This window comes from Bradyrhizobium amphicarpaeae (genome assembly GCF_002266435.3).
Lineage (GTDB): Bacteria > Pseudomonadota > Alphaproteobacteria > Rhizobiales > Xanthobacteraceae > Bradyrhizobium > Bradyrhizobium amphicarpaeae.
In genome coordinates this window covers 4,395,700-4,414,089 of record NZ_CP029426.2, presented here as the reverse complement: position 1 = coordinate 4,414,089, position 18,390 = coordinate 4,395,700, and the positions used below count along the sequence as shown (strand labels likewise).

General features: G+C 65.9%; 19 protein-coding genes. 14 read left to right on the top strand and 5 right to left on the bottom strand.

Features of this window, described 5'->3' with window-relative positions:
- Positions 1-42 precede the first annotated feature (42 nt).
- The 4 genes from CIT40_RS20605 to CIT40_RS20590 all read left to right on the top strand — a co-directional run bounded on the left by CIT40_RS20605 (position 43) and on the right by CIT40_RS20590 (position 4,218).
- Positions 43-1,074, top strand: coding sequence for a DNA-directed RNA polymerase subunit alpha (locus tag CIT40_RS20605; RefSeq protein WP_094895375.1), 1,032 nt, complete (start codon positions 43-45; stop codon positions 1,072-1,074).
- Positions 1,075-1,217: 143 nt separating this feature from the next.
- A complete protein-coding gene (gene rplQ, locus CIT40_RS20600; protein ID WP_094895374.1) occupies positions 1,218-1,634 on the top strand; it encodes a 50S ribosomal protein L17 in 417 nt (138 codons plus the stop codon).
- Positions 1,635-1,973: 339 nt separating this feature from the next.
- Positions 1,974-2,762 (top strand): SDR family NAD(P)-dependent oxidoreductase, encoded by a 789-nt coding sequence (locus CIT40_RS20595; protein ID WP_094895373.1) that lies wholly within the window; start codon positions 1,974-1,976, stop codon positions 2,760-2,762.
- A 127-nt stretch (positions 2,763-2,889) separates the two neighbouring features.
- Positions 2,890-4,218, top strand: a complete 1,329-nt coding sequence (locus tag CIT40_RS20590) for a chloride channel protein (protein ID WP_094895372.1) — start codon at positions 2,890-2,892, stop codon at positions 4,216-4,218.
- A 3-nt stretch (positions 4,219-4,221) separates the two neighbouring features.
- Here CIT40_RS20590 and CIT40_RS20585 read toward each other — a convergent pair whose 3' ends face one another.
- On the bottom strand, positions 4,222-5,235 hold the full coding sequence (locus tag CIT40_RS20585; protein ID WP_094895371.1) for a zinc-binding alcohol dehydrogenase family protein: 1,014 nt from the start codon (positions 5,233-5,235) through the stop codon (positions 4,222-4,224).
- 134 nt (positions 5,236-5,369) lie between these two features.
- Here CIT40_RS20585 and CIT40_RS20580 point away from each other — a divergent pair, with 134 nt between their 5' ends.
- A complete protein-coding gene (locus CIT40_RS20580; protein ID WP_094895370.1) occupies positions 5,370-5,750 on the top strand; it encodes a winged helix-turn-helix transcriptional regulator in 381 nt (126 codons plus the stop codon).
- Positions 5,751-5,804: 54 nt separating this feature from the next.
- On the opposite strand, the gene CIT40_RS20575 is transcribed toward CIT40_RS20580, so the two are convergent.
- Positions 5,805-7,418, bottom strand: a complete 1,614-nt coding sequence (locus tag CIT40_RS20575) for an OprO/OprP family phosphate-selective porin (protein ID WP_094895732.1) — start codon at positions 7,416-7,418, stop codon at positions 5,805-5,807.
- Between the two features lie 315 nt (positions 7,419-7,733).
- On the opposite strand from CIT40_RS20575, the gene CIT40_RS20570 reads away from it, so the two are divergent.
- The 4 genes from CIT40_RS20570 (at position 7,734) to CIT40_RS20555 (ending at position 12,073) form a co-directional block, all read left to right on the top strand.
- Positions 7,734-9,140, top strand: coding sequence for a DegQ family serine endoprotease (locus tag CIT40_RS20570; RefSeq protein ID WP_162307591.1), 1,407 nt, complete (start codon positions 7,734-7,736; stop codon positions 9,138-9,140).
- Positions 9,137-10,468 (top strand): replication-associated recombination protein A, encoded by a 1,332-nt coding sequence (locus CIT40_RS20565; protein WP_094895369.1) that lies wholly within the window; start codon positions 9,137-9,139, stop codon positions 10,466-10,468. The genes CIT40_RS20570 and CIT40_RS20565 overlap by 4 nt, the downstream gene beginning before the upstream one ends.
- Positions 10,469-10,544: 76 nt before the next feature.
- Entirely contained in the window at positions 10,545-10,862 is a 318-nt protein-coding gene (locus CIT40_RS20560; protein WP_094895368.1) for a HigA family addiction module antitoxin, read from the top strand.
- A complete protein-coding gene (locus CIT40_RS20555; RefSeq protein ID WP_094895367.1) occupies positions 10,859-12,073 on the top strand; it encodes an RluA family pseudouridine synthase in 1,215 nt (404 codons plus the stop codon). Before CIT40_RS20560 ends, CIT40_RS20555 begins: the two co-directional genes overlap by 4 nt.
- A gap of 55 nt (positions 12,074-12,128) precedes the next feature.
- Here the strand turns inward: CIT40_RS20555 and CIT40_RS20550 are convergent, their stop codons facing one another.
- The gene (locus tag CIT40_RS20550) at positions 12,129-12,575 is read right to left on the bottom strand and encodes a hypothetical protein (RefSeq protein WP_094895366.1); all 447 of its coding nucleotides are present in this window, start codon (positions 12,573-12,575) and stop codon (positions 12,129-12,131) included.
- Positions 12,576-12,649: 74 nt separating this feature from the next.
- Between CIT40_RS20550 and CIT40_RS20545 the strand changes: the two genes are divergently transcribed.
- The 5 genes from CIT40_RS20545 (at position 12,650) to CIT40_RS20525 (ending at position 16,973) form a co-directional block, all read left to right on the top strand.
- Complete coding sequence (locus CIT40_RS20545) at positions 12,650-13,444, top strand: ATP12 family chaperone protein (protein ID WP_094895365.1); 795 nt, start codon at positions 12,650-12,652, stop codon at positions 13,442-13,444.
- A 57-nt stretch (positions 13,445-13,501) separates the two neighbouring features.
- Positions 13,502-15,103 (top strand): flagellar hook-length control protein FliK, encoded by a 1,602-nt coding sequence (gene fliK / locus CIT40_RS20540; RefSeq protein ID WP_162307590.1) that lies wholly within the window; start codon positions 13,502-13,504, stop codon positions 15,101-15,103.
- Positions 15,100-15,363, top strand: a complete 264-nt coding sequence (locus tag CIT40_RS20535; protein ID WP_094895364.1) for an EscU/YscU/HrcU family type III secretion system export apparatus switch protein — start codon at positions 15,100-15,102, stop codon at positions 15,361-15,363. Before fliK ends, CIT40_RS20535 begins: the two co-directional genes overlap by 4 nt.
- A 70-nt stretch (positions 15,364-15,433) precedes the next feature.
- On the top strand, positions 15,434-16,252 hold the full coding sequence (gene blaOXA, locus CIT40_RS20530; RefSeq protein WP_094895363.1) for a class D beta-lactamase: 819 nt from the start codon (positions 15,434-15,436) through the stop codon (positions 16,250-16,252).
- Between the two features lie 64 nt (positions 16,253-16,316).
- Complete coding sequence (locus CIT40_RS20525) at positions 16,317-16,973, top strand: carboxymuconolactone decarboxylase family protein (RefSeq protein WP_094895362.1); 657 nt, start codon at positions 16,317-16,319, stop codon at positions 16,971-16,973.
- 115 nt (positions 16,974-17,088) lie between these two features.
- Here the strand turns inward: CIT40_RS20525 and CIT40_RS20520 are convergent, their stop codons facing one another.
- The gene (locus tag CIT40_RS20520; RefSeq protein ID WP_094895361.1) at positions 17,089-17,685 is read right to left on the bottom strand and encodes a hypothetical protein; all 597 of its coding nucleotides are present in this window, start codon (positions 17,683-17,685) and stop codon (positions 17,089-17,091) included.
- Between the two features lie 237 nt (positions 17,686-17,922).
- Positions 17,923-18,327, bottom strand: a complete 405-nt coding sequence (locus CIT40_RS20515; protein ID WP_094895360.1) for a DUF4260 domain-containing protein — start codon at positions 18,325-18,327, stop codon at positions 17,923-17,925.
- Between the last annotated feature and the right edge of the window lie 63 nt (positions 18,328-18,390).

Below are 18,390 nucleotides of genomic sequence, written 5' to 3'. Positions count from 1 at the left end.
TCTCCAACGCCAGTATCTGCAATCGCAGTATGACTGGCCTGTATGGGTGAAACAGTGACGATCCAGAAAAATTGGCAAGAACTGATTCGACCGAACAAGCTCCAGGTGCAGCCCGGCAGCGATCCCTCGCGTTTCGCCACCATCGTCGCCGAGCCGCTCGAGCGCGGCTTCGGCCAGACGCTCGGCAACGCGCTGCGCCGCATCCTGCTCTCCTCGCTCCAGGGCGCAGCGGTGCAGTCGGTGCACATCGACGGCGTGCTGCACGAGTTCTCCTCGATCGCGGGCGTCCGTGAGGACGTCACCGACATCGTGCTCAACATCAAGGACATCTCGATCAAGATGCAGGGCGAAGGCCCCAAGCGCATGGTCGTGAAGAAGTCCGGCCCGGGCGTCGTCACCGCTGGCGACATCCAGACCGTCGGCGACGTCGTCGTGCTCAACCCGGACCTGCAGATCTGCACCCTCGACGAGGGCGCCGAGATCCGCATGGAGTTCACGGTCGCCACCGGCAAGGGCTACGTGCCCGCCGAGCGCAACCGTCCCGAGGATGCGCCGATCGGCCTGATCCCGGTCGACAGCCTGTACTCGCCGGTCCGCAAGGTCTCCTACAAGGTCGAGAACACCCGTGAGGGCCAGATCCTCGACTACGACAAGCTGACCATGACGATCGAGACCAACGGCGCGCTGACGCCGGATGATTCCGTGGCCTATGCCGCTCGCATCCTCCAGGATCAGCTCAACGTGTTCGTCAACTTCGAAGAGCCGCGCAAGGAAGTCGCCCAGGAGATCATCCCGGACCTCGCCTTCAACCCGGCCTTCCTCAAGAAGGTGGACGAGCTCGAGCTGTCGGTGCGTTCGGCCAACTGCCTGAAGAACGACAACATCGTCTACATCGGCGACCTCGTGCAGAAGAGCGAAGCGGAAATGCTCCGCACGCCGAACTTCGGCCGCAAGTCGCTCAACGAGATCAAGGAAGTGCTGGCCCAGATGGGTCTGCATCTCGGCATGGAAGTGCCGGGCTGGCCGCCGGAGAACATCGACGAGCTCGCCAAGCGCTTCGAGGATCACTACTGAGTTCGGCGAACGGGGAGTGGCGAATAGCGAACACAACTCGCTACTCGCCATTCACGACTCGCTATCCGGGCGAACGCAGGCAGCCCACCTGAGCAACATGTCCGACGAACCGTCGCGGCAGTTTTTACGTAAGGAATAGTCACATGCGTCACGGCAAGGTTCATCGGAAGCTCAATCGCACGGCCGAGCATCGCCGCGCAATGTTCGCCAACATGTGCGCTGCGCTGATCAAGCACGAGCAGATCGTCACCACGCTGCCGAAGGCGAAGGAATTGCGTCCGATCGTCGAGAAGCTCGTCACCCTCGGCAAGAAGGGCGGGCTGGCGATGCGCCGCCAGGCGATCTCCGAGATGCGGGACAAGGACCAGGTCAAGAAGCTGTTCGACGTGCTGGCGGCTCGCTACAAGGACCGTCAGGGCGGCTACACCCGCATCATCAAGGCCGGCTTCCGCTACGGCGACAACGCCGCGATGGCCGTGATCGAGTTCGTCGATCGCGACGTCGACGCCAAGGGCCAGGATTCCGGTCCGGTGCAGGAAAAGGAAGCCGAGGCGGCGTAAGCCGAACGGTATTTGAGTTTTTTGAAAGCGGCGCCCCTGGGCGCCGCTTTTTTGTATGGCGCGGCCGCCGTCTCCTGGCCAGCGATCACCAATCAAACGTGCGATCACGCAAGGTATCGCATGCGACGGATACAAGCTCATGCCAGTATGGTGGCGTGAGATTTCGACGCCTTCGCGCATGTCCGCTCGCCGTCGCCCCGTCAACATGATGGGCTCGTTACGCTCTGCCAATCGGACGGCACTGCCGTCGTGGCGGCCGGTCCTCACGCGTCGGTGAGGGACGATTGAAGCTGCTTTCGCCGCGCACGATATCTCCGTCAGCATCAAGGGAGCCATCGCATGAACATCGACCTTTCCGGAAAGACCGCCCTCGTGACCGGCTCGACCGCCGGCATCGGCCACGCCATCGCCAAAGGCCTGGCGGCCTCCGGCGCCAGCGTCGTCATCAACGGCCGGGGCCAGGACAAGGTCGATGCCGCCGTGAGCAAGCTGGAAGGGACGGGCGCGAAGGTGCGCGGAATCGCTGCCGACGTTTCGACCGCAGCGGGCTGCAAGGCGCTGGTTGCGGCACTGCCCGAGGTCGACATTCTCATCAACAATGCCGGCATCTTCGAGCCGAAGGATTTCTTCGAGATTCCGGACGAGGACTGGAGCCGGTTCTTCGAGGTCAACGTCATGAGCGGCGTGCGGCTGTCGCGCGCTTACCTGAAGGGCATGCTCAAGCGCAATTGGGGCCGCGTCGTCTTCATCTCATCGGAGTCCGGGCTCAACATTCCCGTCGAGATGATCCACTACGGCATGACCAAGACGGCCCAGCTCTCGGTCGCGCGCGGCTTGGCACAGCTTACCCGCGGCACGGGTGTTACCGTCAATTCCGTGCTGCCGGGCCCGACCATGTCGGAGGGCGTCGAGACCTTCGTGAAGGATCTCGCGAAGCAGAACGGCCAGTCGGTCGATGAAGCCGCTGCCAACTTCGTCAAGCAGCATCGCCCGAGCTCGTTGCTGCAACGCTTCGCCAGCGTCGACGAGATCGCCAACATGGTGGTCTATGTCGCCTCGAAGCAGGCGTCCGCGACCAACGGTGCAGCGCTGCGGGCCGAGGGCGGCATCGTCAATACCATCGCTTGAGGAGACGCTGCAGCGGCGGCAGGCGGTGCTGGAGGCGGCTGCCGTTCGTCGAAGGCGTGGTTCCCGTCTGGCTGGTTTGCCCGCCCGCGGGTTCCATTCGGTGCGCAGTCGGCTAGGATCAGCTCCCATGCTCTGGCCCCTGTCGACCCGCCATAAACGCCTCTTCAAGCTGACCTCCGCGCGATGGCAGCGGCAGGCGATCTTCCTGCTCGGCGGGATCGCTGTCGGCGCCATCGCGGTGGCGCTGGCGCAACTCGCCGATCTCGCCCAGCATGCTTTCGCGCTGCTGCTCGCGAAGTCCCGCTATGCCGTACTGGCGGTGACGCCGCTGGGCTTCGTACTCTCGGCCTATTTGACCATTCGACTGTTTCCGAACGCGCAGGGGAGCGGAATTCCGCAAGCCATCGCCGCACGGCATCTGACCGATCAGCGCGCGCGAGAGAGCCTGGTCTCGATGCGGATCGCAGTCGGAAAAGTGATTCTCACTCTGTTCGGTCTGTTGTGTGGCGCCTCCGTCGGCCGGGAAGGCCCGACAGTGCAGGTGGGCGCGTCCATCATGTTCGCGCTCGGCCGCGTCTCGCCGCGCCGCCAGCCCGGTTTGATTCTGGCCGGCGCCGCCGCAGGCGTCGCTGCGGCCTTCAATACGCCGCTGGCCGGAATCGTCTTCGGCATCGAGGAGATGAGCCGCGCCTTCGAGACCCGCACGTCAAGCCTCATCATTGCGGCCGTGATCGCGGCTGGCCTGACCTCGCTGGCGCTGGCGGGCAATTACGCCTATTTCGGCAGCAGCGCGATGTCGCTGGCGCGTGGCCTGGACTGGCTGGCGGTTCCGCTCTGCGGTGTCGCTGGCGGCCTTGCGGGCGGGGTATTCAGCCGCATCGTCATCGCGATGGCGCGGGGCCTCAAGAATCCGCTCGGACGCGCGATCAAGGGGCATCCACTCTGGTTTGCATTCGCGTGCGGCCTTGCAGTCGCGCTCTGCGGCCTCGTCTCCGGCGACACGATCTACGGCACCGGCTATAATCAGGTGAAGACGGCGCTGGAGCACGGCGCGCCGCTGCCGCAGGACTTTGGCGTGCTCAAGCTGCTGGCGACGACCTTTGCTGCGATCAGCGGCATACCCGGCGGAATTTTCGCGCCGTCGCTCGCCGTCGGAGCCGGCATCGGCAGCAACATCGCCTCATTCTTCCACGATGCGCCGCTCGGCGCGATCATGCTGCTCGGCATGGTCTCGTACTTCGCCGGCGTGGTGCAGGCGCCGATCACGGCTTTCGTGATCGTGACCGAGATGACCGACAATCACGGCATGGTCGTGCCGTTGATGGCGGCCGCGCTGATCGCGCACGTGACCTCTCGAATGATTTGCAAGGAGGGGATCTATCACGCTTTGGCAAAAGGCTTCGTCGAGCGGGCGGCGCGGCCGCCGGACACGAAGGCGCCGCCCGCTTCGAACTGACGCCTACCACCCCTCCAGCACGATCTTGCCGCGCGACTTGCCGCTCTCGAGCAGCGAGTGAGCGCGCTTGAGGTTGGCGGCGTTGATCGTGCCGAAAGTCTGGTCGAGCGTGGTGCGCAGCACGCCCTTGTCGATGAGGTCGGCGACGTCGTTGAGCAGATGATGCTGCGCGATCATGTCCGCCGTCTGGAACGAGGACCGCGTGAACATCGATTCCCAGTGGACCGAGATTGCCTTCCCCTTGAACGTGCTCATGGTGAACTCCGGGGGATCGTCGATCAGGCCGAACCGGCCCTGCGGCGCCATCAACTCGGCGATCGCCTTGTAGTGCTGGTCGGTGAAGGTGAGGCTCGCCACCAGCGCGACCGGCGGCAGCTTCAATTTTTCGATCTGCTCCTTCATCGGCTTGCCATGATCGATCACCGCATGCGCGCCGAGATCGAGGCACCATTTCTGCGATTCCGGCCGCGTCGCGGTCGCGACCACCGTGAGACCGGTGAGGCGGCGGGCGAGCTGGATCAGGATCGAGCCGACGCCGCCGGCGCCGCCCGTGACCAGCAGCGTGCGCGGATCGACGCTCTTGCCGGGCACTGCGCCGAGCCGATCGAACAGCAATTCCCAGGCGGTGATGGAGGTGAGGGGAAGGGCTGCGGCCTGCGCGAACGTCAGGCTCTTCGGCTTGAGGCCTGTGATGCGCTCATCAACCAAGTGGAATTCGGCGTTGGTGCCCTGGCGCAGGATCGAGCCGGCGTAGAACACCTCGTCGCCAGGCTTGAACAGCGTGACCTCGGGCCCGATCGCATCGACCACGCCGGCCGCGTCATAACCCAGGATCTTGGTCTCGCCCTCGGGCGGCGCTGCGCGCTTGCGCACCTTGTAATCGACCGGATTGGCCGAAATCGCCTTCACGGCGACGCGGATGTCGCGTCCCTTGGGCTCGGGTTTTGCGGTCTCGAAATCGATCAGCGAATCCGCGTCCTCGATCGGAAGCGATGTCTTGTAGCCGACGGCCTTCATGGCTTGTCTCCATCAGATGGCGCAAAGCTTTGGCATGGGCGCCTGACCTGCTAACTGTCCCGCTAGCTCCGATTTGGCAAGTACTGTAAATTCGGGGATATAGTCCCTGTTTGGATACTATTGGGAAAACACGGATGAAACGGCGGGATTTTAGCCGGCGTCCCGGCTGCTCGGTCGAGGCGACGCTGGATCTGATCGACGGGAAGTGGAAGGGCGTGATCCTCTACCACCTCCAGGACGGCACCCAGCGCTTCGGCGAATTGCGTCGCCGGATGCCCGGCATCACCCAGCGCATGCTGACCAAGCAGCTTCGCGCGCTGGAGGAGGACAAGCTCGTCATCCGCAAGGTTTATGCCGAGGTGCCGCCGCGCGTGGAGTATTGTCTCTCCGAGCTCGGCGAGAGCCTCAAGCCGGTGATCGACATCCTGAAGGCCTGGGGCGAGAGCCACCAGCAGCGGCTGTCCTGCGCGCCGCCGCCGGTGGTGGTGGTGAGGAAGCCGAAGCGCGCGGCGTAATTCCTGCTTTGTCCCGGGCTCGCGCTTGCGCGCGCCCGGGGATGACGGGAGATGTCAGAACGCGAACTGCGTGCGCATCGCGACCGCGTCGAACTTCGAGCCGACATCGGCGGTCGAGACCGGCGAAGCCTGCCTCGACACCGTGCCATGCAGATAGTCGAGCATGAAGCGGACGTTGCCGTTGACGTACCAGTTGAGCGCTGCTGTGTAGACGGTCTGCCGACCGCCGGCGATCCCGGTCGCCGTGCCCAACTGATTGTTGAGGTCGACCGTCGAGAACCGTCCCGCGATTTCCCACGCGCCCCAGCCACCGCCTTCGAGCGAGAACGGATGCGCTGGCTTGACGCCGCCATAGGCCGCGTTGGCGGCGTTGTAGCTGCGGCCTTCGCCCGTCAGCACGTAGCCGGCCTGCGCGTAACCGCCCTGGAATTTCAGGCTGGGTGCGCCGACCAGCGGGACGCCGGTGTTGGCGGTGCGGTCGATATTGTAGAAGAAGTACTCGCCCTGAACGATGAACGGACCATAGGTCGCCGCGGCTTCGACGCTGTAGACCTGCGCGCCCGAGGCATTGGCGATCGCGCCGGTCGAGATCAGCGTGGTCGGATCCAAACGCAGTTCCGGACGATCGCTGAGCGCGACGGTTTGCGTGTTGGCGATGAGATTGCGCGGCGGCTGGATCAGCCACTGGGCGTCGGCGCCGATATGCACCGAATAGTCCTTGCCGCTGATGGGGTTGCCGGCAACGCGCGCGACTGCGCCATATTGCTCGCTCGTGCCCGCCGGCGCCGCGCTCGAAGCCGAATGGATCGCCCCGGTCGTTGGCCCCGTGACATAGCCGCCGATCCAGAGCTGGTCGTTGTACCAGCGCGTACCGGCCGCGGAACGGAAGTCGCCGGCTGCGATATTGGTCGCGATGATGCCGGCCGAGGCGCGCTCCATGAACATGATGTCGTTGGAGCTCGTGGCCTCGTCGAGCGTGTAGGGCAGGTCCATGATGCCGGCCTCGACCGCCATCTTGCCGCCGAACGGTTTCAAGCCGGTATAGCTGAGATAGGCGTTTTCGACACCGGAGACGCCGCCGCCCGGCAGTGAGCCCGGCGCCGCACCGCCAAAGCCGTCGGAGGAGCCGCCGAAATCGTAGATGAGCGCGAAGTTCCAGTCGTTGAAGAACTTGCCGGTGACGCCGATGCGGGCGCGGCGGACGTTCTGTCCGCTGTCGAGCTTTTGCGGCACGGTGGCCGCCGTGTTGGGTCGATAGTCATAGCCGCCGACGTCGTAATGCAGGCGGCCGGTGATGGCGACGCAATTGGCCTGGTCGGCGGTGCAGATGGTCGGCCGGTTGTTCGGCATGGTCACGACCACGCCGGACGCCGGCGCGGGGCCCTTGACCGGGATCGCCGCGTTCGCGTTGGCCACCACAGCCTTCGCCTCCGAGCGCGCTTCAGCCTTCGCCTCGGCCTTCGCTTCGGCCTTTGCCTTCGCCGTGGCGGCCGTGTTCGCCGCGGTCTGGCTCTGGAGTTTGTCGAGCTTCTGCTCCAGCATCTTCAGCTGCTGCTTGAGCAGCGCGATCTCCTGCTCGCTGCTGTTTGCCGATTGGGCCTGGGCCTGCGAGGCCGCCAGCACGCCGGCGAGGCCCATCGCCGTGGCCGCGATTAATGTCCTGCTCACGTTCACGCCTCCATCGTTTGACGAAACTTCCCCAAGTCGAACGCGGGAGAGCCTAGATATGATCGATGACTGCCCCGCGACGCTGCGTCCCGTTGATCGGGTTCCTGCTGATGCAAATTCGCCGCAACCGAATCCCCTCGGCTCCACAATGCGGGATGATGCGCGTCATGCCAATCGAGCCCTCAGGCAATTTGCCGATTCGCACGCCGAGCTTGCACTCAGGACACACCGGAAAGGGGGCCGAATTGCCGTCCGGCGCCCTTCTATTGGGGGGCGAACGCGCCTATATTCCGGCGTCTTTTCCGAGAGGTAGGAATGTTTCGATCGATCTGGACCGCCGTCGTCACGGCCTCGTGCATAGCCTTTTCCGCCCAGTTCAATCCGGCTGCGGCGCAGGATCGTCGGGTCCCGTCGTCGTCGGCCGAACTGCGGCTGTCCTATGCGCCGATCGTGCAGCGGGTGCAGCCGGCCGTGGTCAACGTCTATGCCGCCAAGGTGGTGCAGAATCGCAACCCGCTGCTGGATGACCCGATCTTCCGCCGCTTCTTCGGCGTGCCGGGCCAGCAACAGGAGCAGGTGCAGCGTTCGCTCGGCTCGGGTGTGATCGTCGATGCGTCCGGCCTCGTCGTCACCAACGTCCATGTCATCGAGGGCGCCGACCAGGTGAAGGTGTCGCTGTCGGACAAGCGCGAGTTCGAGGCCGAGATCGTGCTGAAGGATTCCCGCAGCGACCTGGCAGTGCTGCGGCTGAAGGATACCAAGGAGAAGTTTCCGGCGCTCGACTTCACCAATTCGGACGAGTTGATGGTGGGCGACGTCGTGATGGCGATCGGCAATCCCTTCGGCGTCGGCCAGACCGTGACCCACGGCATCATCTCGGCGCTGGCGCGCACGCAGGTCGGCATCACCGATTATCAGTTCTTCATCCAGACCGACGCTGCGATCAATCCCGGCAATTCCGGCGGCGCGCTGGTCGACATGAACGGCCGGCTCGCCGGCATCAACACCGCGATCTATTCGCGCTCCGGCGGCTCGCAAGGCATCGGCTTTGCGATTCCCTCCAACATGGTGCGCGTCGTCGTCGCCTCCGCCAAGAGCGGCGGCAAGGCGGTGAAGCGGCCTTGGCTAGGCGCGAGATTGCAGGCGGTGACGCCCGAGATCGCCGAGACTCTCGGCCTGCGCTCGCCGACCGGCGCGCTGGTCGCGAGCGTGGTGTCGAGCGGCCCCGCGGCGAAGGCCGGCCTGAAATCCTCCGATCTCATCACCGGGATCGACGGCCAGACCGTGGACGATCCCAACGCCTTCGATTATCGCTTCGCCACCCGTCCGCTCGGCGGCACCGCGCAGATCGACGTGCAGCGCGGCGGCAAGCCGCTCAAGCTGACGGTGGCGCTGGAGACCGCGCCCGATACGGGCCGCAACGAACTGGTCGTCACCGCGCGATCGCCGTTCCAGGGCGCCAAGGTCTCGACCATCACGCCTGCGGTCGCCGACGAGCTGCATCTGGACGCCGACACCGAAGGCGTCGTGATCACCGATCTCGGCGGCGACAGCGCAGCCGCGAATGTCGGCTTCCAGAAGGGCGATATTATCCTGGCCGTCAACAACCAGAAGATCAGCAAGACCGGGGACCTCGAAAAGGCCGCCGGAGAGCGCCCGCGGATCTGGCGTATTACGCTGGTGCGCGGCGGTCAGCAGATCAACGTCACGCTGGGCGGATGAGTCCGAAGCGACCACAAACGCCAACTCTCTTTGCGGCGGCGGGGCTCGACCACGAGGCTCCACATCCGCTGCCGGACCGGCTGCGCCCGCGCACGCTGTCGGAGGTCGTCGGCCAGGACCACATCCTCGGTCCCGACGGCGCGCTGACGCGCATGCTGGAGACGCGCACGCTGGGGTCGCTGGTGTTCTGGGGCCCGCCCGGCACCGGCAAGACCACGGTGGCGCGGCTGCTGGCGGATGCGACCGACCTGCATTTCGAGCAGATCTCGGCGGTGTTCTCCGGCGTCGCCGATCTGAAGAAGGCGTTCGACGCCGCGCGCGCCCGCCGCGAGATGGGCAAGGGCACGCTGCTGTTCGTCGACGAGGTGCATCGCTTCAACCGCGCTCAGCAGGATTCGTTTCTGCCCGTGATGGAAGACGGCACCGTCGTGATGGTCGGCGCCACCACCGAGAACCCGTCCTTCGAGCTCAACGCGGCGTTGCTCTCTCGCGCGCGCGTGTTGGTGTTTCGCTCGCTCGATGCGGCTGCGATCGAAAAACTGTTCGCGCATGCCGAGGAGGTCGAGGGCCGCAAGCTGCCGCTCGACGAGGAAGCACGCGCGGTGCTGGTGCGTATGGCCGACGGGGACGGCCGCGCGTCGCTGACGCTCGCCGAAGAGGTCTGGCGCTCGGCCCGCGCTGACGAGATTTTCAATGCCGCGCAGTTGCAGGATATCCTGCAACGACGCGCGCCGATCTACGACAAGTCCGCCGACGGTCATTACAATCTGATCTCGGCGCTGCATAAGTCAGTGCGCGGCTCCGATCCCGACGCTGCGCTGTATTATCTCTGCCGCATGCTCGATGCCGGCGAGGATCCGCTGTTCCTGGCGCGCCGCGTGGTGCGCATGGCGGTCGAGGACATCGGCCTTGCCGATCCGCAAGCCCTCGTCATCGCCAATGCGGCCAAGGACGCCTTCGATTTCCTCGGCCATCCCGAGGGCGAGCTCGCCATCGCGCAGGCCGTGGTCTATCTTGCTACCGCGCCGAAATCGAACGCGGTCTACACCGCCTTCAAGGCTGCGATGCAGACGGCCAAGCACGCCGGCTCGCTGCTGCCGCCCAAGCACATCCTCAATTCCCCGACCAAGCTGATGAAGTCCGAAGGCTACGGCGCCGCCTACGAATACGACCACGACACCCCCGATGCCTTCTCCGGCCAGGACTATTTTCCGGAGGCCCTGGGCCGCCAGACCTTCTACGACCCGCCTGAGCGAGGCTTCGAGCGCGAGATCCGGAAGCGGCTGGATTACTGGGCCAAGCTGCGCAAGGAGCGGGGCGGGAAATAGGCCTTCAAAGCCGCCGCATGAGCGCATTTACGGTTTACGTAACGCGTAAATCTTGCTACTCGGCGGGGACATTCCGATGCCCCAGACACCCACACATCCCGGCGAACATCTCGCCGAAGAGTTGCGCGAACTCGGCATCACGGCTGCGGAGCTGTCGCGTCAGATCGACGTTCCGGTTAATCGCATCACTGGCATCATCAATGGGCAGCGCGGCATCACCGCCGACACGGCATTGCGCCTCGGTCACTGGTTCGGCACCAGCCCGCAATTCTGGATGAACCTGCAACAGCAATATGAGCTGCGGCTGGCGGAGAAGGAGGTCGGCGCGCAGGTGGCGTCGCTGCCCCGTCGCCCCAACGCGCAGTCGACACGAAAGCTTGGAAAAACCGCATGAGCCGCCGCATCAAGAGAATGAATCCAAAACCTCGCGAGCGCGACGAGCGCAAGGAATCTCGTCCGTTCAAGGCCGGCAGTGCGAAGAAGGCGGGGCCGCGTCCCGGCGGCAAGTCAGGTGAGAGGTCACCGCGCTTTACGGACGAGCGCACCGAGCGGCGTGTGCCCAAGGCTGAGTTGGAACAGGCTGCACCGGCAAAGCCCGTCGAGGCGCTGCTGCCGACCAAGGTCCAGACCGTCAAGGTGACCGCCGACGAGAACAACATGCGCGTCGATCGTTTCCTCGAGGCGCGCTTTCCCGGCCTGTCGTTCTCCCACATCCAGCGCGTCGTGCGCAAAGGCGAGCTGCGTGTCGACGGCAAGCGTGTCGACAGCAAGGACCGCCTGGAGGAGGGCCAGAGCGTCCGTATTCCGCCGCTGAAGCTCGACACGCCGAAGGCTGCGAGCCCGCTCTCGGAAGCCGCGCAAAAGACGCTCGCCGCGCTGAAGGAGATGACGCTGTACGAGGACGACGACGTCCTCGTGCTCAACAAGCCGTTTGGGCTTGCGGTGCAGGGCGGCTCCGGCACGACGCGGCACATCGACCAGATGCTGGAGGTGATGCGCGACTCCAAGGGGCAGAAGCCTCGGCTTGTGCACCGGATCGACAAGGACACGTCCGGCTGCCTTCTGATCGCGAAGACCCGTTTCGCTGCCTCGCATCTGACCGGCGCGTTCCGCTCGCGGTCGGCGCGAAAGACCTATTGGGCGCTGGTGCCGGGCCTGCCGAAGCCGAAGCAGGGCCGCATCTCGACCTTCCTGGCGAAGGAAGAGAACGAGGACGACACCATCATGCGCATCGCCCAGCACGGCGACGAGGGCGCCAGCCACGCGGTGACCTATTACGCAGTGGTCGAGACCGCCGGCAACAAGCTCACCTGGGTGTCGCTGAAGCCGGTGACCGGGCGCACCCACCAGCTGCGCGCCCACATGGAGCATATCGGCCATCCCATCGTCGGCGATCCCAAATATTTCAACATCGAGAATTGGAAGCTGCCGGGCGGCCTGCAGAACCGGCTGCATCTGTTGGCGCGCCGCATCGTGATTCCGCATCCGCGCGGCGGCGTGATCGACGCCAGCGCGCCGTTGCCGCCGCACATGCAGCAATCGTGGAATCTGCTGGGGCTGGATGCGGCCCGGTTCGACCCGATCGAGAACGCGCCGGAGGAGTAGCGGCGAACGCTGCAGCGTGACGGCGGTGTTCTTGTTGCGACCGACAGCACGGCCCTCACTTCCTGAACTGCTCCAGGAACATCCGCAGACTGTCATGCGGGCTCTCGATGTCCGTGATCAGCCAGCCCTCGGGGCCGTTGACCAGCACGAAGTTCAGCGCGACCTTCCGGCCGCGATTGTCGAAATTCGCCGCGACATAGGTCTTGTCGTATTGCCTGCGCACGACCGCGATCGTAACCGGGCCGAGCTGCCAGCTCGGGCTCTGCACCAGGAAGTCGTAGGGCTCGACCCTTGGCGCGCTCCAGGCCTTGCGCAGGGGCGCATCGAAGAACTGCCGGGCGGTCGCCGCATCCCGCGGCAGGCCTTTGGAGAGCTCCGGCGCGCCGTCGCCGTAATGGGCGTAGACGTTGCGGATCAGTGATTCCGGGGTGCGAAAGCCTGCCTCCGCCGCGGCCAGCCATAGCCCGGCGAGCAGGGCCGCAATGCCCGCAAGTTCCCTCATGCCTGCGCTCGCTTTATCGGCCGCCGATCTTATCTTAAAAGCCTAGCATCCAGCGACCGGGGCCGAAAACTCACATGCGCGAATTGTTCGAAGAAGCAGCAAGCCAGCCTCCGCCGGATCCGCGGGAATCGGCGCGCGCGTCGGCTCGCACGCCGCAGCGCAAGCGCTTCTACAAGGAGGCGAGCGTGACCGAAGCCGAGGGCGGCTTCGCCATTACGCTCGACGGCAAGCCGATCCGCACGCCCTCCCGCCGCCCGGTGGTGATCCCGTCGCGCGAGCTCGCCGATGCCGTGGCCGCGGAATGGGCGGCCCAAGGCGAGACGATCGATCCCGTGTCCATGCCGCTGACGCGGGTCGCCAACAGCGTGGTCGAGGGCGTGGTCGACCGCGTCGATCTGGTCAGCGACGACCTCGCGAAATATTTCGAGTCCGATTTGCTGTTCTATCGCGCCGGCCACCCCGAAGGGCTGGTCACCCGCGAGGCCGCGCATTGGGATCCCGTGCTGTTCTGGGCCGCGGAGGCGCTGGGTGCGCATTTCATCCTGTCCGAGGGCGTCATGCATGTGAAGCAGCCCGACGAGGCGCTTCTGGCCGCGCGCGCCGCGCTGCCTGGCGATGCCTGGTCGGTCGCCGCACTCCACGTGGTGACGACCCTGACCGGCTCGGCGCTGCTGGCGTTGGCGCTGGCGCATGGCGTGCGCGACGCCGGCCAGGTCTGGGCCGCCGCCCACGTCGATGAGGACTGGAACATCGAGCAATGGGGCTTGGACGAGGAGGCTGCCAGCCGCCGGGCCACGCGCCTCCGGGATTTCGAGGCCGCCGTGGCGGTTCTGGCGGCGGTAAAGGCGCCCGGAGCCGAAGGTCCTTAACGAGAGGTTTACGACGGCGGCCTTAGGGTGTGGCCAGCGCTCCATGGGCCCCCTGAGATGCCGACGCCGGTCACTTCCATACTTCCCGTCAGTGCAGCCAGCCCCGTGGCTGACGCGACGACGCCCGATCTGGTGCTACAGGCCGGCAGCGTCGTCGATGCCAGGGTCGTCAGCGTGATGGCCGACAATCTGGTGCGGATCGCGATCTCCAACCTGTCGATGGACGTGATGTCTGAGGTGGCGCTGACGCCCGGGCAGAATCTCCAGCTGGCGGTGTCGCAGAACGACGGCACCATCCGGCTGGCAGTCATGAGCGGGGCAGGCGAGGCGACGCCCGATCAGGTCACGCTGACGCCGCGTGCGGCTTCGCTGGTGGAAAGCCCGCCGCTGGCGCCGTCCACGACCGCGCCCCGCAACACGCTGACGCCGTTGGAGCAGGTCGCCGTCACCGCGGCCTCGGCCGAGGCCGCCACGAAACAGGGCAGCCAGGCGCCGCTGTTCGCCAATCTGGCGTCCGTCGTCACCGGCAGCGATCTGCCTGCGGGCTTGAAGCAGGCGGTGCTGGATGTGCTGGCGCAGCAGACGCCGCTCAATTCCGGGCTCGATGGCGCCGATGTCGAATCCGCCTTCCAGAAATCCGGCTTGTTCTTCGAGGCCTCGCTGGCCGCGGGCGCGAGGGCGCCCGCCGGCACGGCGCCCGACCTGAAGGCGGCACTGCTGGTGCTGCGCCAGACGCTGACCACGCTCGAGACCGCCGCGCCACGGGCGGCCGCAATTCCGGCCGCGACCACCGGGACACCGCAGGTCGCCACCGCGCCTGCCCAGGCCGCAGGCGAGGCCGCGCAGTCGGCGGCCGCTTCCGGCCCTGAGATCGCGCAGACGCCGCGCAACGCCAATCTCGCGGCCGCGGTGCTGGCGGAAATTGCCGGCAACGCTCAGCAGGCCGCGATGCCGCGCACCATGTCCGCCGGCCTTGCCGCGAGCCTGCTGCAGGAGGCCATGCAAAACCTGCCGCGCCTGACCGGCAACGTTCCCGGCTCCAACAAGGCGGTGCCCGACGGCCATAGCTTCGAAGCGGCGGCACGCGCGACGCCGCCGCCGTTCCGCGGTGCATTGCCCTCGCCGCAGGCGATTGCCTCGCCCTCGCTCGCGCCGGACACGCCGCTGTCCGCGACCGTGCATCGCCTGCTCGACGACACCGATGCCGCGATCGCGCGGCAGACATTGCTGCAGGTCGCTTCGCTCCCCGATCGCACCGACGCCAGCGGCCACCGCATCGATCCTGCCGTGCCGCAGTGGAATTTCGAGATTCCCTTTGCAACGCCGCAGGGCACCGCGATGGCGCAGTTCGAGATCTCGCGCGATGGCGCTGGCGAATCCGCCGATCCCGCCAAGCAAGCCTGGCGGGCGCGCTTCACGCTCAACGTCGAGCCGGCCGGCCCCGTGCACGCGCTGATCACGCTGAACGGCGACAAGACTTTCGTGCGGATGTGGGCGGAGCGGCCGGCGACGGTGCAGCAGCTCCGCGCCGGCATCGGTGAGCTCAATCAGGCGCTGACGCGCGCCGAGCTCAAGCCCGGCGACATCCTGGTCCGCGAGGGGACTCCACCGCAACCGGCGCCGGCCCGCGCCGGCCACTTCCTGGATCGGGCAACATGAGCGACCCATCCAAGCTTGCGATCGCGCTGCATTACGAAAAGGGTACCAACGCGCCCGTCGTCGTCGCCAAGGGCAAGGGCTCGATCGGCGAAAAGATCGTCGAGATCGCCAGAGCTCACGACATCCCGATCGAGGAGAACGAGGTTTTGGCCGGCGCGCTGTCCAAGGTCGAGCTCGGCGAAGAAATCCCGCCCGACCTCTACAAGGCCGTTGCCGAAGTGCTGGTGTTCGTGCTGCGGCTGTCGGGCCGGGGGCGCTGACGCCCGTCATCGTTTCACCACGATAACGGTCGCATGGTCGCCGAAGTTCATCCCACAACGGACATTTCGTTTGATCACCCGCCGCTCCACGCTCGGTCTTTTCGCCGCTGCCGCCACATTGCCGTCGCGCGCGTTCGCCCATGTCGCACCGCCGCGCACCGAAATCCGTGACAGTCTCGCCAAGCGCTTCACCGACCTCGGCACGTCAGGAACCTTCGTCGGCTACAAGGTGGAGGACTACCTGGTCGTCGCCAGCGACAAGGAGCGCTCCGGCGAGAGCAAGCTGCCGGCCTCGACCTTCAAGATCCCGAACTCGCTGATCGCGCTGGAGACTGGCGTCGTCGCGGATCCCGACAAGGATGTGTTTCCCTGGGACGGTGTGAAGCGTCCGATCGAGGCCTGGAACAAGGATCACACGCTGCGCAGTGCGATCGCGGTCAGCGCGGTGCCGGTCTATCAGGAGATCGCGCGCCGGATCGGGCAGGAGCGCATGCAGAAATACATCGACGCGTTCGACTACGGCAACCGCGACATCGGCGGCGGCATCGACCAGTTCTGGCTCACCGGAGCCCTGCGCATTGATCCGGTCGAGCAGGTCGATTTCGTCGATCGGCTGCGCCGCCGCACGTTGCCGGTCAGCAAACGCAGCCAGGACCTCGTCGCTGACATCCTGCCGGTGACCAAGGTCGGCGACAGCGTCATTCGCGCCAAATCCGGCCTGCTCGGGGCCGAACGCGGCGAGCCGTCACTCGGCTGGATGGTGGGCTGGGCCGAAAAGGGCGGGGCGCACACCGTGTTCGCGCTCAACATGGATTGCAAGGAGACGCGCCTCGTCGGCGAGCGCATGCCGCTGACGCAAGCCTGCCTTGCCGAGATCGGCGCGATCTAGCGCTGTCGCGCGGGCGCTGCGCGATTAGCATCCTTCCGCCAAGAAAGAAAACCGGGAGGATAAAATGAACTCAACGCCGCTCTGGCTGTCGTCGCTCACGCTTGCCGCCGCCGGCGGCTGGCTCGCCGCCACCATGTTCGCCGGCCCCGCCACCAGTAAGGAGCCGCGCTTTCCGCAGCTTACGATGGACCAGCTTGACGCCAAGCAGAAGCCGCTCGGCGAGCAGATCATGAAGGTGTCGAGCGTCGGCATCGGCGGTCCCTACAATCCGATGATCCGCAGCCCCGTGCTCGGCCAGCGCCTGTTCGATCTGTTCTACTATCTGCGCTGGGAGACCTCGGTTCCCACCAAGCTCAACGAGTTCGCGATCCTGATCATCGGGCGGCAGTGGCGCTCGCAGGTCGAATGGTTCGCGCATGCGCCGCTGGCGGCGAAAGCGGGCCTCTCGCCTGATATCATCGCGGAGCTGAAGGCCAACAAGCGACCGTCGAAGATGGCCGAGGACGAGGCGGTGGTCTACGACTTCGTCACCGAGCTCACCACGACCAAGAAGGTCAGCGATGAGACCTATGCGCGGGCGAAGAAGGCGTTCAACGATCAGCAGATCGTCGATCTCACCGCCGTGTCCGGCAACTACGTGATGGTCGCAATGCTGCTGGCGATGGCGGAAGAGACGGTGCCGCCGGACAAGCAAGAGCCGTTCAAGCCGGGCGAGCCCTAGTCCCATCAACGGCAAAGGATCGTCATGGCCGGGCTTGTCCCGGCCATCCACGACCTTCTCTAGCAGCGCGACGTGGAGGCCCGGGACAAGCCCGGGCACGACGAGCCCCAACGCCTCAGCCCTGGTCGGCCGTCTTCTTCATCGTCAGCGCCTGGTCGATCGCAAAGCCGCCGATCTCGCTCATCGCCTGCGAGATCACGTCGCCTTTGCGGGCGAAGCCGGCGGAGAGGACGTCGAACTGCGTCCGCGCCAGCCGCAGCACCTCGATCGGCACCGAGACGGCGGTCGCGTTGAAGCTGTCGACGGAGGCGCGCAAGCCGTCCAGCTCGGTCGTGAGCTTGCCGATATGGCTCTCGGCATTCTGCATCAGGCCGATCAGCTTGCCGCGCTCGGCATCGAAGGCGGCGCGCTCGGCCGCGGCTGTCGCGGTGATTTCGGCAAGCTGCGCCCGCAACGCCTCGATCTGGCCGACCATGGCATCGGAGGTGTGCTCGGCGGCCTCGCGCAGCTCGGCATTGCGCGTGCTCGCATCCTGCTGCTCGTGATAGAGCCGCTCGGCCGACATCGCCCGTTGTGTCAGCGACTCGATCAGGCTTGCGGCGCGCAGCAGCGTCTCGCCGTTCCGCCCCGACACCATGCTGGCCATCCGCCGCAGGAAGTCGATGGTTTCGGACGACGAACTCGGCGGCAGGGGGACGACCGTCGCGGACATGTGTGATGCCAAAGCCAAGCCGTGGTGACCGCCGCCGTACCGACTGGCCTCACGCAACATTCGGCGCCTGATCGCGAGCGCGAAGCAAGCCTGAATCGGCAGGCGAGGTCAACTGGCTGGCGCGGCAAATGCGGTTTCGTAGCCCGGATGAGCGAAGCGACATCCGGGATTCCAGGCGCAAACCGTCCCCGGGTATCGCGTCGCTCACCCGGGCTACGCAGTCAGCCGCAGCTGGCGTCAGGCGTCCTTTTGCCGCCCGATCCGGCCCAGATGGGTAAAGCCGAACCCGGCAGAATATTTCAGGCCATAGCCGAGGGCCCGGTCGATGCCGATATGGGCCAGCCAGATCAAGGCGATCGACAAGGTGAGCGGCGAGCCGAGGCCGAAGCCCAGCGTCAGCAGCGACACCGGCGCCAGGTAGCTATGGGCAGCGTTGTAGACCAGCGCGCCGAATTTGGCGTCGGACAGGTAGGCTAGGAAGCTGAGATCCGGGACGAAGAAGAGCACGGCAAAGGCCAGCCAGGAGCCGTCCCAGGCCCAGTAGAGCATCACCATCCCGATAAACAGGGTAAGGCCCTCCAGCCGCAGCAGGATGTTGACGCCGCCCGTCGCCGCGCCAGCCTGGGCCGTTCCGTCGCTCATGCTCGTCTCCCCGGGCAAAACCCTGTAATCCCTCAAGCTTTCGGGCCGGACAAGGCAGCCTTG

Excerpts from the sequence above, each read along its gene's own strand:
- CIT40_RS20605 (WP_094895375.1), top strand. The coding sequence starts at position 43 with ATGGGTGAAACAGTGACGATCCAGAAAAATTGGCAAGAACTGATTCGA.
- rplQ (WP_094895374.1), top strand. The coding sequence starts at position 1,218 with ATGCGTCACGGCAAGGTTCATCGGAAGCTCAATCGCACGGCCGAGCAT.
- CIT40_RS20595 (WP_094895373.1), top strand. The coding sequence starts at position 1,974 with ATGAACATCGACCTTTCCGGAAAGACCGCCCTCGTGACCGGCTCGACC.
- CIT40_RS20590 (WP_094895372.1), top strand. The coding sequence starts at position 2,890 with ATGCTCTGGCCCCTGTCGACCCGCCATAAACGCCTCTTCAAGCTGACC.
- CIT40_RS20585 (WP_094895371.1), bottom strand. The coding sequence starts at position 5,235 with ATGAAGGCCGTCGGCTACAAGACATCGCTTCCGATCGAGGACGCGGAT.
- CIT40_RS20580 (WP_094895370.1), top strand. The coding sequence starts at position 5,370 with ATGAAACGGCGGGATTTTAGCCGGCGTCCCGGCTGCTCGGTCGAGGCG.
- CIT40_RS20570 (WP_162307591.1), top strand. The coding sequence starts at position 7,734 with ATGTTTCGATCGATCTGGACCGCCGTCGTCACGGCCTCGTGCATAGCC.
- CIT40_RS20565 (WP_094895369.1), top strand. The coding sequence starts at position 9,137 with ATGAGTCCGAAGCGACCACAAACGCCAACTCTCTTTGCGGCGGCGGGG.
- CIT40_RS20560 (WP_094895368.1), top strand. The coding sequence starts at position 10,545 with ATGCCCCAGACACCCACACATCCCGGCGAACATCTCGCCGAAGAGTTG.
- CIT40_RS20555 (WP_094895367.1), top strand. The coding sequence starts at position 10,859 with ATGAGCCGCCGCATCAAGAGAATGAATCCAAAACCTCGCGAGCGCGAC.
- CIT40_RS20550 (WP_094895366.1), bottom strand. The coding sequence starts at position 12,575 with ATGAGGGAACTTGCGGGCATTGCGGCCCTGCTCGCCGGGCTATGGCTG.
- CIT40_RS20545 (WP_094895365.1), top strand. The coding sequence starts at position 12,650 with ATGCGCGAATTGTTCGAAGAAGCAGCAAGCCAGCCTCCGCCGGATCCG.
- fliK (WP_162307590.1), top strand. The coding sequence starts at position 13,502 with ATGCCGACGCCGGTCACTTCCATACTTCCCGTCAGTGCAGCCAGCCCC.
- CIT40_RS20535 (WP_094895364.1), top strand. The coding sequence starts at position 15,100 with ATGAGCGACCCATCCAAGCTTGCGATCGCGCTGCATTACGAAAAGGGT.
- CIT40_RS20525 (WP_094895362.1), top strand. The coding sequence starts at position 16,317 with ATGAACTCAACGCCGCTCTGGCTGTCGTCGCTCACGCTTGCCGCCGCC.
- CIT40_RS20520 (WP_094895361.1), bottom strand. The coding sequence starts at position 17,685 with ATGTCCGCGACGGTCGTCCCCCTGCCGCCGAGTTCGTCGTCCGAAACC.
- CIT40_RS20515 (WP_094895360.1), bottom strand. The coding sequence starts at position 18,327 with ATGAGCGACGGAACGGCCCAGGCTGGCGCGGCGACGGGCGGCGTCAAC.